Genomic DNA, 12,479 nt, shown 5'->3' on the forward strand with positions numbered 1-12,479 from the left:
TCAGTAGCGGAAGGCTCTGGGGTGGTCGGTCCACCAGGCGATCAGGGACTCGTTGTCCCGGCCGTTCTTCTTCGCCAGTCGTAGGCGCTGTTCCAGGTCGGCGGTGAGTTCCTTGATGAACTGGAAGGTCTGCTCCATGGTGAGTGCGGTCTCCTCGATCGCGGTCAGTTTGTGGCGGTGTTCGGCGACCGCGTCGGGGTGGTCGCGGTAGAGGATCGCGCCGTCGAGGTCGACGCACACGGCGGCGGTCTTGTCGGCCAGGGTGACGATCCGGTAGGAGGCCGCGTTGTCGGTCAGCACGTCCGGGACCATGCGGATGGTGACGTTGTCCTTGTCCGCGGCGCGGAGCAGGCTGCGGAACTGTCCGATGGTGGTCTGCAGGTCGCGGGCGGAGCGGATGAACGCGACCTCGCCGATCAGGTGCGTGTAGGTCGGTGTCGTCTTGCGGCGCCTGCTGTAGCGGAACTCGTGTCGTCGACTCGCCCGGGTCCGCAACTCCGGCGGAAGGTCCATCGGGGAGAACGTGACCACCTCGTGCGCCTCGGCCTCCAGCACCTGCCACGCCACCCGGTCGACCGGAAGCCGCCCGTACCCGAACAGGGACCCGGCGATCCACTGGTACTGCTCGACCTGTCCCTTGAGCACCACCACCGCCGCGACGTCGTGATCGGCGGTGACTCCACACAACCCGAGCAGCCGAACCACGTCCTCGTCGGCCATCCGCTGATCCCCCCTCAACCACCGCGACAACTTGTCCGCACTGACCCCCAGATCAGACGCCAACCACGCATGGGTATACCCAGCCTCGTCCGCCAGATCCTGCAGAAGCACCGCGAACACCCGCCTACCGATCGAGAACTTCCGTTGAGACGCCATAATCCTTCCTGCTTTGCCGATCGCGATATGACTAACGTGAGCTTGACCCAGAACCGGTGGGGGCGCGGTGGGTCCTCTAGATCTACCTGTATATCCGCTGGGTTTAGTAGGTCTCCGTGGCTTGCCAACGCAGCCAGTGCAGGACGCGGTCGCCGCTGCGGTCGCCGGTGATTCCGTGCAACAGGGTCGGGTCCAGTGGGGCGATGGCCATGATCGGTGTGCCGTCGGCGAGTTCGGCGTAGGCGTGGGCCTGGGGGTTGTCGTCGCAGTGGTGCAGGATCAGTGATGCGGAGGTGAGGGTGTCAAGCCAGACCAGCAGTGCGGCGCAGCTTGTCGGCTGGTCGGTGCTCGGCATGCAGACTTCAACCCGTCCGTGGCCGCTGCCGCCCGCGCGAACACTCACGTTGGCGAGTGGAAGGGCGGGATGGCGGGCCACGTGCGTGCGCAGGGCGGAAATCGCTTCGTCGAGCGAGGCCCAGGCGATCGTGTTGGTGGCGTCCAGCGTGGACGTCATGCTGTGTTTCCTCCATTGGTCGAGATCCTGAGGTAAGCGGTCGTGTCCCAGACTTTGCTCGCCACTGGCGATGTTCGGAACGCCGGACCGTGGGATGTCAAGGGGAGGAATAGGGGACGATGAGCAGGATCGCTCGCGAGCTCGCTAGAGCACACGGTGTGCGACGATGTCTCCCGGTGAGAAGGGAGTCGGCCCGTGTCAGTGCACAATGATCGGCTGCGAGCACTACGGGAGCGGACCGAGTCCGCAGTCACGCCCGGCGAGCACTTGAGCCGGGCCGAGTTGGCCGACCTTGTCAATGCCTGGGTGTACAAGCATCGAGGTCGGGACGTCGAGTTGACCGCCAACTACATCGGCAAACTGGAACGGGGGTTGATCAAGTGGCCGCAGCGGGACTACCGAGAAGGGCTTCGGGCTGTTCTCGGTGCGGGAACCGACGCGGAGTTGGGGTTTACCCGCAACCAGTTGACCACGGCTAACGTCGAAGACGTGAACCGCTCAGAATTCCTTCGCACCTCAGTGGGCGTGGTGGCAGGCGCGTTGGTCACGCCGTTGACCTGGCCGCCGCTGAACTCACGACCGATCCCAGTTCCAGTCGCGGTGGGGCCTGGGGACATCGAAGCTGTGCGGATCGCCGCAAGGCTGTTCGGTGCGTGGGACCACACCTACGGCGGTGGTGTGGTCCGACAGGCTGTGGCTGCCCAACTCCAGCACTCGGCGGGCCTGCTCAACGCACGGTGCGATCCAAGCCTGCGAGAAGAATTGTTCGGCGCGGTCGGGTATCTCGGGCACACCTCGGCCTTCATGGCGTTCGACGCGTATGCCCACGACGATGCCCGGAACATGTTCCGATTCGCGTTGGCGTGCGCTGAGGAGGCAGACAACTGGCACCTGCGCGCCAAGGTGTTGTCCAGCATGGCCCGACAAGAGATCTGGTGCGACAATCCGGACAGCGGTCTCACGTTGATCGAGTTGGCGATGGTTCGATCCGATCGGCTCACCGCGACCGAACGAGCCATGTTGTTGACGGCCAGGGCAAGGGCATTGGCCAAACTGGGGAGGGTGTCAGACACCGTGCGGACCATTGGGTTGGCCGATGAGCAGTTCAGTCAGGCAGAACCCGCCAATGACCCAGCGTGGATGGCCTACTACGACGCCGCCCAACATTACGGAGACACCGGGCACGCCCTGTTCGACCTCGCTGTTCACGGTCGGTTCGGCAACGAAGCGGCCAGCAGACTGGATGCGGCGGTACGCGGGCACACCGAGCCCTACGCACGGTCTCGGGCAATCTCCGGCATCAAACTCGCCTCACTGACCATGCGCATCGGTGACCCTGACCAAGCCGCGCAGATCGGCGCCCGTGCGCTGGCCGAAGCGGACACCATCACCTCACGACGAGCCTCCGACGACCTTCGAGAACTCAGCGGCTTCGCGCAGAGACACGGGCGGCGAGAAGACGTTCAGGAACTCCGCAGCGCGATCCACCACCGGCTGAAGATCGCGCCCCGATGAACGACCTACGAGTCGCCCGCGAGGCACTTGATCGAGCTTGCGCTCAGGCGGGTGTGGCCTCGGCAGGCGCAGTCGCGCTTCGAGTCAGCGAGAATACGATCTTTCGGCTCCATGCCCACCTAGTCGCACGTGTCTCCCGGCCAGGTCATGTGAAATCCGCCCGGCACGAGGTCGCCGCCGCCAGGTGGATGCACAAGACCGGCATCTCGGCAGTCCGCCTGGCAGGCCCGGCCGAGCAGCCCTTCGTTGTCGACGATCGGGCAGTCACGTTCTGGCATGAACTCCCGTCACACCGACACGGCACCCCAGCGGAGATGGCCGAAGCCCTGTCGCGGTTGCACCGCGCGCCACCACCCTGTGGTGGCGCTCTCGGACACATCGAACCGTTCGTCCGAGTTCGGTCACGCATCGACCGCGGGTTGACCCTCACTGCGTCCGACCGCGCTTGGTTGCATTCCCACCTGGCTGAACTGAACCAACAGTGGTCCGACAGGCCGTCAGGTGCCCAGGAGTGTGTGGTGCACGGCGACGCCTGGTCAGGCAACATCGTCGTCACAGCCACCGGCCAGGTCGTCTTCCTCGACCTCGAGCGCACCGCCATCGGCCCACCGGAATGGGACCTGGTGCACACTGCCATCAAACACCACTCCTTCGGCCTCGTCTCCCGCCCGGACTACACCGCCTTCTGCAACGCCTACGGGGCAGACGTCACTGACTGGGTCGGATACCCCCTGTTCCGCGACATCCGCGAACTCCGCATGACCACCATGGCTGCCCAGTTGGCAGCAGAGGACCCCCGCCTCGCCCACCAGGCAGCACACCGCATCGAATGTCTGCGTGGCCTACACGGTCCCCGACCATGGCCAGGGTGGTCAGCCCTGCCGTAACAGAACCCCCACCTACACAGACACAGACACAGCGAACCCGACCAACAACCCACCATGAGACCCAACTTGACTCCACCACAACGGGCAGTTGGTGTCGGCGGGTCCCGAGGCGCGCGGCGCAGGCTGGTGGGCTTCGTCGATATGGGGTGGAGTCTTTTTTTTTGGGGGGGGGCGGTGTGTTGGGTGTGGCGCTTCGTCGATGAGGGGGTGGGTGGGGTTAGAGGTGTTTGAGTGCTTCTCGGCGGGAGAGGGGGGAGAGGGTGGGGTGGTTGTCTACAAAGGACTTTACCCATCCGGGTTCTACTCGCGCGTACTGCCGCAGTGCCCATCCAATGGCTTTTCGGAGGAAGAAGTCCTTGTCCTCCGCATTGGCCTCAATCGCATAAGTCAACAGTTCAAGGTCGGTTTCCGCCTTCGCGCCCAGTTGGCAGATTACTGATACTCGTCGCTTCCACAGGTCTGGGTCGGCGGCCCAGGTGCGGATTTGTGGGGTCATGAAGTCGGCGTCGGCGAGCAGCAGTGGGCCGATGTGGCGGTTGGCGATTTCGTCGACGAAGTCCCACCAAGCTCCTGAGACCACGTAAGAACTGTACGTCGGCAGCAGGCCAACGCCCCGCCAGCCGGCGTGTTTCTTCAGTCCCAATAGGTCCAGTGCGACGTACCGTTCCTCGCGGTACTTGGCTTCCCACCACAACCGGCCGGTGACGTCGAGCCATTCGGAGCGGGTTTCGAGGGCCGGGAGCCCGCGCACGAGTGCGGCGCGCGCGGGCTTGGGGACTCCTCGGAACGGCATGTCCGACTTCATGTACCGCTGCATCTCCGGTGCCCGTTCAGGGTCACCGGCTGAGGCCAGGGCGGCGCGTACCACTGCGGCGATGTCCACAGTGGCACGGTAGCTCAGTCGCCGAGGGGGTTGAGGAGGTCGGCCTTTCCTTCGAAGGCGAACAGCAGGAGGTCGGTCATCCGGAAGGTGGTGGTGTCCGGGCCGAGGGTGGGGCGCCACCACGGTTCGCGGACGATGGAGGTGCGGGAGCCTTCCATGGCGCGGTGGAAGACCTCGGCGACGATGCGGCCGCCGACGGGGCCGAGGCGGCCGCCGGTCAACTCCGCCTCGCGGAGGATGTAGAACCACAGTGGGGTGTTGGCGACGACGGCGTCCCGTGTGGACTCCGGGAGCACCGCTGCGCCGTTGCCCTCGACGATCTGCGTGGCGGTGAGCGGGGTGACGCCGAGGAACCGCGCCATTTGTTGCCCGGTGGCGAGTTCGACCATGCTGGCCCGGGTGAGGTTGCGGAAGGCCAGGTTCCGGTTGATCTCCGGGAACGCGCCGCCGCGACCGGCGAAGGTGCCTGCCGGAAGATCGGCCAAGGGGTCGACCAGCAGCGAGTCGATCCGCTTCGCGGTGTTGCCGCCGCCGGTGGGTGGGGCGAGGTCGGGTCGTCCGGCCTCGGTGAAGTCGTAGAGGCGGCGGAAGTCGGCGATCCAGTTCGTCGGGAGGCGGTCGACGGTGCCGGAGTTCGGGTTGTCCAGGTCGTCGATCGTGCCGCCGGTGAAGTTGCCGCTGGTGCCGGTGAAGGTGAACAGCAACAACAGCGACGCGACCGGACCGGGGCCGCCGGAGTTGAACACCCGGTTCCACTGGTACGCGTCGCGGACCATGCTGTGGCCCAGGCGGTACGCGGCGATGGAGAACTCGATCGGCATGGTCGGGCGGGTGTCGTGCGCGTGCGGGTCGAAGAACCGCCTGCCATTGGTGAACACGTCGGCGACGATCGACGGGTCGACCACCCGCGGTAGGAAATCGGTGCGCAGCAGCCACTGGTAATGGCGCACCACCAGGTCCCTGGCCGCCTCGAACAGCCTGCGGTCGTGGATGCCGGTCAGCGCGAGGTGCTCCACCACCCGGTTGTGGAAGCGGATGAACGCCAGGTGGGTCTGCGCGACCACCAGGTTCTCGTCGTTGCGGGCGTCCGGGATCAGCGGGGCGCGCCGGTCCGCTGGAGTGCCCGAGCCGCCGCCGACCCGGGGCAGGTCGAACCCGGTCAGCTCCACCCGCACCCGGTCGTCCGGGAAGGTGGACGCCGATGTGCTGCCGACCTTCAACCGGACCTGGTCGTCGGCGTAGAACCGGCGGTCCTGCGGGTCGTGCGGGCCGCGGCCGTAGAGCGAGTCCAGGTCCAGCGCGGGTGACCGGCTCTGCACGAGGTCGTCGACGGTGACGTCCGAGCCCAGTTGGGTGGCGGTGCGGTCGATGGTCAGGTCGTGGTCGACGAACTGGCCGAGGTAGGTGTACCCGGCCGGGACGTCCCCGTCCGGCTGCGGCCTCGCCTCGGTGATGGCGGTGGCCAGCGCCACCCGCAGCGCCTCGTCGGTGCGCGGGCCGCGCGGACCGAGCCGGGAGAAGCGGAACCGGCGCAGCTCCTCCTCCGCCGAGGCGGGCCGGACCACCGGCTCGCCGTCGCCACCCGACTGGATGATGCCCTCGCCGACCACGAAGAAACTGTCACGAGCATGGCGTGCTGCCATTGGTGAACCCCCACGGATCGTTGCGGCGCCCGGGAAAAGGACGCCCTGGAATGAGGGACGCGTGTAGTTCGCCGTTTCCCGTTCTCTCCCCAGAGAACCGGCGGAATCCCCCTGGACCCAGGCTACCGGAATTCGCGGAGCGGCCGTCGGCGGAATTCCGGAACCCGGGGTGTGGCCTACGACTCGGCCCGGCCCGTAGGTTCCGGCGGTGGCGGTTTTTCGCGCGGGAAACGGATCAGTGGTGATCGGTAAATGGTCAGCCTGCGGTTTCCGTGCGACCGGTGGGCGGTTTCCGGCGGGCCAGTGCCAACCCCGTGTCGACCAGGTCGGTGCGGTCCAAGGTGGACAGATCGGCCAGGTCGACCCAGGCGGCCATGTCGGTGGAGCCGTTCTCCTCGAAGCGCAGCTCCCCGCCGATGACGGTGGCCGCGTAGACGATCCGCAGGCCGTGCCAGTCGGTCGCGTTGCCCGCCTTGGCCAGCGCGCGGCGCAGGCCGGTGCGGGTGAAGTGGCGGCGCACCGAGTCGATGCCGAGCAGGGCGTCGATCCGCACCGCGTACCCGGTTTCCTCGGTGACCTCGCGGACGGCGGCGTCCTGCGGGTGCTCGCCGTGGTCGATGCCGCCGCCGGGCAGGGTCCACTTCTTGCCCTCCCGGCCCACCCACCGGGCCAACAGGATCTTGTCCGACTCGACGCACACGGCGTAGGCCGCCACCCGCAGGGACCGCTTCACAGCACGTGAACCTACCGAAGTCGTCAGCGGCCTGGGGCACTGTGCGGTAGGGGCGGACGCCGTGGTCAGACTGCTGCGGGGACTCAACTAGCGGCTCGACCCAGGGGGTTGGCCGGGTCTCGACCTGCCCATACCCAACCAACCCCCCCTGGGTCGGCCCACTAGGCTGGTCTCCCGTGTCGCACACGCCGATGATCGCCCCCAGCATCCTGTCCGCCGACTTCGCCCGGCTGGCCGACGAACTCGCCGCCATCGAGGGCTCCGACTGGGTGCACGTCGACGTGATGGACGGGCACTTCGTGCCGAACCTCACCCTGGGCCTCCCGATCGTCGAAGCCCTGCTCAAGGCGACCGACATCCCGATGGACTGCCACCTGATGATCTCCGACCCGGATCGCTGGGCGGTCGGCTACGCGGAGGCGGGCGCGCACAACGTCACCGTGCACGCCGAGGCCGCGGGTGACCCCACCCGCATCGCCCGCGACCTGCGCGCCGCCGGGGCCAAGGCCGGTCTGTCGATCAAACCCGGCACCCCGCTCGACCCGTGGCTCGACGTCCTCCGCGAGTACGACACCCTCCTGATCATGTCCGTCGAACCCGGCTTCGGCGGCCAGAGCTTCATCCCGGACGTCCTCGACAAGGTCCGCACCGCCCGCCGCCTCGTCGACACCGGCCACCTCACCGTCCTGGTCGAGATCGACGGCGGCATCAACCCCGACACGATCACCCAGGCCGCCGAAGCAGGCGTCGACTGCTTCGTCGCAGGCTCCGCCGTCTACGGCGCCGCCGACCCCTCCCGCGCCATCACCGCCCTCCGCGACCAGGCCCGCACCGCCAACCCCCGCTTCACCCCCGCCTGACCGCACCCCACGTGGCTGCACTCCACGTGGCCGCACCCCACCTGGCTGCACCTCGCCCGGCCGCATCCCACTTTGATCACACTCAACCTGACTGCACCCCGCCTGGCTGACGCCCCGCACGTCCGCCCAAGGCCGGCGCCTTCCCCGCGAACGCCCCTGCCACCCACCTGCCCGCGCGCTTCGTGCCCCCACGCCCGGCGAGTTCGCCCGATCCAGCTCACCCGATCAAGCGGTTGACCTCCGCCCGGCACGTGGTCCAGACAGGAGCCCGCCCACCCGGGGCTCGGGGGCCCATTCCTGACGGTAGCGCGACCGCCGACCTGTCAAGAGGGCACAAGCGCGACCTGTGGACAACCGCTGCCCTTGTGGACAGCGGCTGGCCCGGACGACCGCTGGCTTGGGCAATCGTCTGGACAGCGGCTGGCCTGGACGATCGCCGGCCTGAACAGCGGCCAGCCTGGGCAACGGCGACCTGGACGACCGCCAGTCTGGGCGGCCGTCGGGTGGAAGCGGATCCGGCCGGATGACTGGCGGCCAAGGTGACGTGGTGTGGACGGACGCCGCCGGAGCGGACCGGTGGGCACCCCGCAACGCGCCGACAGCCGTCGGCTACCAGTGGATCCCAGCGTCCCCCGCCTGACCGACCGGCAGTATTCGGCCCGGTGCGGTCACCCCGCGGTCGGCTGGGAGACTGGCCGGGTGGAGGACAGCCTGGCCGCGGCGATGCGGTCCGCGGTGGTGTTGGCTGAGCGGGCGCGGGGGACGACCAGCCCCAATCCGCCGGTTGGTTGTGTCGTTCTCGACTCCTCCGGCACCCCCGTCGGTGCAGGCGCGACCCAGCCCCCTGGTGGTCCGCACGCCGAAGTGGTGGCCCTGCGACAAGCGGGCGAGCGGGCGCGCGGTGGCACTGCCGTCGTCACCCTTGAGCCCTGTGCCCACCACGGCCGTACCCCGCCCTGCACCGACGCGTTGATCGCCGCAGGGGTGAAAAGAGTCGTCTACGCCGTCGCCGACCCCAACCCCGTCGCGTCCGGTGGTGCCCGCACCCTGCAAGGCGCCGGGATACAAACCGAAGGCGGCCTGCTCGCCGACGAGGTCACCAAAGGTCCCCTGCGGGCCTGGCTGCACTACGTCCGCCACGCCCGCCCGCACGTGACTTGGAAGTACGCGGCAACCCTGGACGGGCGGGTCGCCGCCGCTGACGGGACCAGCCGGTGGATCAGTTCCGAGGTCTCCCGCGCCGAGGTGCACGAACTCCGCGGGCAGGTCGACGCGATCATCATCGGTACCGGGACCGTTCGGGTGGACGACCCCGCGTTGACCGCTCGTGCCGCCGATGGAACACCTGGGGCCCGGCAGCCGTTGCGGGTTGTCGTGGGCTCAGGTGATCTCCCCGAAACCGCCAGGGTGCTCGACGGCAGCGCCGAGACCGTCCGGGTGCGCAGTCACGACCCGGCCGAGGTGCTGGCCGTGTTGCGCGACCGGGGGGTCGTCGACGTCCTGTTGGAGGGTGGGCCGACGGTGGCGGGGGCGTTCGCGGGGGCCGGGCTGGTCGACCGGGTGCTGGCCTACGTCGCGCCGACCCTGTTGGGGGCCGGGCCTGTGGCGTTGGGCGCATCCGGCGTGTCGACCATCACCGGCGCGCACCGCTACACCGTCGAAGAGGCCACCATGAGTGGACCGGACGTGCGGATCTCCGCGGTCCGGGCGCGGAACTGAGGAGGAACACCGGTGTTCACCGGGATCGTCGAGGAGCGTGGCGCGGTCGTGGCCGTCGCGCAGTTGCCGGACGCGGCGCGGGTCACCATCGCCGGGCCGCTGGTCACCAGCGACGCCCGCCAGGGTGACTCGATCGCGGTCAACGGCGTGTGCCTGACCGTGGTGGAGTTGGCCGACGGCGCGTTCACCGCGGACGTCATGCGCGAGACGCTGGTCCGCAGCAGCCTGGACGGCGTCGCCGCCGGGGACGCGGTCAACCTGGAGCGTGCCGCCGCGGTCGGGCAGCGCCTCGGTGGGCACATCGTCCAAGGGCACGTGGACGGCACCGGCGAACTGGTCTCCCGCGACCCGTCCGAGCACTGGGACGTGGTCCGGATCAGCCTCCCCGCGAACCTGGCGCGGTACGTGGTGGAGAAGGGCTCGATCACCGTGGACGGCGTGTCGCTGACCGTGGTCGACGTCGGTGCGGACTGGTTCACCGTGAGCCTGATCCCGGAGACGCTGCGCGCCACCACGCTGGGCCTGCGGCAGGTCGGCGACCGGGTGAACCTCGAGGTCGACGTGGTCGCGAAGTACGTGGAGAAGCTGGCCGCGCCGCACCTGGCCGGCCTGCCGACCGGGGGAGGGACCGCCGGTGAGTGACGTCGACTTCACCGCCATCGAACGCGCCATCGCCGACATCGCCGAGGGCAAGGCGGTCGTGGTGGTGGACGACGAGGACCGGGAGAACGAGGGCGACCTCATCTTCGCGGCCGAGAAGTGCACGCCGGAGCTGCTGGCGTTCATGGTCCGCTACACCTCCGGCTACATCTGCGTGCCGCTGACCGCCGCCGACTGCGAGCGGCTGGACCTGCCGCCGATGTTCCACACGAACCAGGACGCCCGCGGCACCGCGTACACGGTCACCGTCGACGCCGCCGAGGGCGTGTCCACCGGCATCTCCGCCGCCGACCGGGCGCACACGATCCGGCTGCTGGCCGACGAGAACGCCACCGCCAAGGACTTCAACCGGCCCGGTCACGTGGTGCCGCTGCGCGCCAAGGAGGGCGGGGTGCTGCGCCGCCCCGGGCACACCGAGGCCGCCATCGACCTGGCCAGGATGGCCGGGCTGCGGCCTGCCGGGGTCCTCTGCGAGATCGTGTCGCAGAAGGACGACGGCGAGATGGCCCGCTACGACGAGCTGGTCGTCTTCGCCGCCGAGCACGACCTGACGATCATCACCATCGCCGACCTGATCGCCTACCGGCGGCGCACCGAGAAGCAGGTCGACCGGGTCGCCGAGGCGCGCATCCCGACCGCGCACGGCGCGTTCCGGGCGGTCGGCTACGACAGCCTGCTCGACGGCATCGAGCACGTCGCGCTGGTCTACGGCGACCTCGGTGACGGCGAGAACGTGCTGGTCCGGGTGCACTCCGAGTGCCTCACCGGCGACGTGTTCGGCTCGCTGCGCTGCGACTGCGGTCCGCAGTTGGACGCCGCGCTGGAGGCCGTCGCCGCCGAGGGCCGCGGCGTGGTGCTCTACATGCGCGGGCACGAGGGCCGCGGCATCGGCCTCATGCACAAGCTGCAGGCCTACCAACTGCAGGACGACGGCGCCGACACGGTCGACGCGAACCTCGCCCTCGGCGTCCCCGCCGACGCCCGCGACTACGGCACCGGCGCGCAGATCCTGGTCGACCTGGGGGTCAAGTCGATGCGGCTGCTCACCAACAACCCGGCCAAGCGGGTCGGCCTGGAGGGCTACGGGCTGGCCGTGGTCGACCGGGTGCCGCTGTCGGTGTGGCCGAACCCGGAGAACCTGCGGTACCTGCGCACCAAGCGCGACCGGATGGGCCACGAGCTGGGCAACCTGGAGCAGTACGAGATCGGCACCGTGACGGCGGCGGGGGAGGACGCGTGAGCGGCGAGGGCAGGCCCGCGGCGGGGGTGCCGCGGTGCGAGGGCGTCCGGTTGGGTATCGCGGCGACCCGCTGGCACGGTGAGATCGCCGACCAACTGCTCAAGCGCGCGCTGGTCGCCGCCGAGGAGGCGGGCATCGAGGAGCCGACCGTGGTCCGGGTGCCCGGCGCGGTCGAGTTGCCGGTGGTGTGCCAGGAACTGGCCCGCCACCACGACGCGGTCGTCGCGCTGGGTGTGGTCGTCCGCGGCGGCACCCCGCACTTCGAGTACGTGTGCGACGCGGTGACCGCGGGTCTGACCAGGGTCGCGCTGGACGAGTCGACCCCGGTCGGGAACGGCGTGCTGACCGTCAACACCGAGGACCAGGCACTCGACCGGGCCGGGCTGCCCGGTTCGGCCGAGGACAAGGGCTACGAGGCGTGCGCAGCGGCCCTGGAGACCGCGCTGGTCATCCGCGGCCTGCGCCAGCCGTGGACCGAGCGGGGCTTCCAGTGACCGCGCCGGAGCTCGTGGCCCGGCCGCGCAAGGTGCGGTTCGTGACGGTGCCGGTCGCGGTGGTGTTCGTCGGCGTGTTCGTCGTCGTCGCCATCCTGCTCCGCTCCAGCGGCACCGGCGTGTTCTTCCAGGCGTCCGACCAGCTCGCGATGGTGGGCATCGGGGTGCTGCTCGCCCTCGGCGTGCTGTGGCTGACCTGGCCGAAGGTCACCGCCGACGCCACCGGCGTCACCGTGCGCAACCTGCTCGGCGGCACCCGCTACCCGTGGACCGGGGTGCGGGCCATCAGCTTCGCCGACGGCGCCGCCTGGGCCAGGCTGGAGCTGCCGGACGACGAGTACGTCCCGATCATGGCCGTGCAGGCGGTCGACGGCGACCGGGCCGTCGCCGCCATCCGGCACCTCCGCAGGCTGCACCGCGACGCGCTCGGCGAGTAGCACCGATGGTACGACCCG

At 69.2% G+C, this 12,479-nt stretch carries 13 protein-coding genes; 8 read left to right on the forward strand and 5 right to left on the reverse strand.

Annotated elements, in window-relative coordinates; translation table 11 throughout:
• Positions 1-876, reverse strand: coding sequence for a Scr1 family TA system antitoxin-like transcriptional regulator (locus H504_RS0118175; RefSeq protein WP_084467855.1), 876 nt, complete (start codon positions 874-876; stop codon positions 1-3).
• A gap of 103 nt (positions 877-979) precedes the next feature.
• On the reverse strand, positions 980-1,390 hold the full coding sequence (locus H504_RS0118180; protein ID WP_026423933.1) for a hypothetical protein: 411 nt from the start codon (positions 1,388-1,390) through the stop codon (positions 980-982).
• 201 nt (positions 1,391-1,591) lie between these two features.
• Here H504_RS0118180 and H504_RS0118185 point away from each other — a divergent pair, with 201 nt between their 5' ends.
• Together H504_RS0118185 and H504_RS35785 are read left to right on the forward strand one after the other, a co-directional pair.
• Entirely contained in the window at positions 1,592-2,905 is a 1,314-nt protein-coding gene (locus H504_RS0118185) for an NsdA family TPR-like regulatory protein (protein ID WP_026423934.1), read from the forward strand.
• Positions 2,902-3,792, forward strand: coding sequence for a phosphotransferase family protein (locus H504_RS35785; protein WP_026423935.1), 891 nt, complete (start codon positions 2,902-2,904; stop codon positions 3,790-3,792). Before H504_RS0118185 ends, H504_RS35785 begins: the two co-directional genes overlap by 4 nt.
• Before the next feature lie 217 nt (positions 3,793-4,009).
• Here H504_RS35785 and H504_RS0118195 read toward each other — a convergent pair whose 3' ends face one another.
• From H504_RS0118195 to H504_RS0118205, 3 genes are all read right to left on the reverse strand, one after another.
• Positions 4,010-4,675 carry a DNA alkylation repair protein gene (locus H504_RS0118195; RefSeq protein WP_026423936.1) on the reverse strand — a complete coding sequence of 222 codons (666 nt, stop codon included), beginning with the start codon at positions 4,673-4,675 and terminating at the stop codon, positions 4,010-4,012.
• Between the two features lie 14 nt (positions 4,676-4,689).
• Positions 4,690-6,318 (reverse strand): peroxidase family protein, encoded by a 1,629-nt coding sequence (locus H504_RS0118200; RefSeq protein ID WP_026423937.1) that lies wholly within the window; start codon positions 6,316-6,318, stop codon positions 4,690-4,692.
• A 256-nt stretch (positions 6,319-6,574) separates the two neighbouring features.
• Positions 6,575-7,051 (reverse strand): NUDIX hydrolase, encoded by a 477-nt coding sequence (locus H504_RS0118205; RefSeq protein ID WP_026423938.1) that lies wholly within the window; start codon positions 7,049-7,051, stop codon positions 6,575-6,577.
• Positions 7,052-7,242: 191 nt separating this feature from the next.
• Here H504_RS0118205 and rpe point away from each other — a divergent pair, with 191 nt between their 5' ends.
• The 6 genes from rpe to H504_RS0118235 all read left to right on the forward strand — a co-directional run bounded on the left by rpe (position 7,243) and on the right by H504_RS0118235 (position 12,461).
• Positions 7,243-7,911 carry a ribulose-phosphate 3-epimerase gene (gene rpe / locus H504_RS0118210; protein ID WP_084467860.1) on the forward strand — a complete coding sequence of 223 codons (669 nt, stop codon included), beginning with the start codon at positions 7,243-7,245 and terminating at the stop codon, positions 7,909-7,911.
• 723 nt (positions 7,912-8,634) lie between these two features.
• A complete protein-coding gene (gene ribD / locus H504_RS0118215; RefSeq protein ID WP_051386014.1) occupies positions 8,635-9,630 on the forward strand; it encodes a bifunctional diaminohydroxyphosphoribosylaminopyrimidine deaminase/5-amino-6-(5-phosphoribosylamino)uracil reductase RibD in 996 nt (331 codons plus the stop codon).
• A 12-nt stretch (positions 9,631-9,642) separates the two neighbouring features.
• Complete coding sequence (locus H504_RS0118220) at positions 9,643-10,272, forward strand: riboflavin synthase (protein WP_026423941.1); 630 nt, start codon at positions 9,643-9,645, stop codon at positions 10,270-10,272.
• Positions 10,265-11,530 carry a bifunctional 3,4-dihydroxy-2-butanone-4-phosphate synthase/GTP cyclohydrolase II gene (locus H504_RS0118225; protein ID WP_026423942.1) on the forward strand — a complete coding sequence of 422 codons (1,266 nt, stop codon included), beginning with the start codon at positions 10,265-10,267 and terminating at the stop codon, positions 11,528-11,530. The genes H504_RS0118220 and H504_RS0118225 overlap by 8 nt, the downstream gene beginning before the upstream one ends.
• Positions 11,527-12,024 (forward strand): 6,7-dimethyl-8-ribityllumazine synthase, encoded by a 498-nt coding sequence (gene ribH, locus H504_RS0118230; protein WP_026423943.1) that lies wholly within the window; start codon positions 11,527-11,529, stop codon positions 12,022-12,024. Before H504_RS0118225 ends, ribH begins: the two co-directional genes overlap by 4 nt.
• The gene (locus tag H504_RS0118235) at positions 12,021-12,461 is read left to right on the forward strand and encodes a PH domain-containing protein (protein ID WP_026423944.1); all 441 of its coding nucleotides are present in this window, start codon (positions 12,021-12,023) and stop codon (positions 12,459-12,461) included. The genes ribH and H504_RS0118235 overlap by 4 nt, the downstream gene beginning before the upstream one ends.
• Positions 12,462-12,479: the final 18 nt, after the last annotated feature.

This window comes from Actinokineospora inagensis DSM 44258 (assembly GCF_000482865.1).
GTDB classification, from domain to species: domain Bacteria; phylum Actinomycetota; class Actinomycetes; order Mycobacteriales; family Pseudonocardiaceae; genus Actinokineospora; species Actinokineospora inagensis.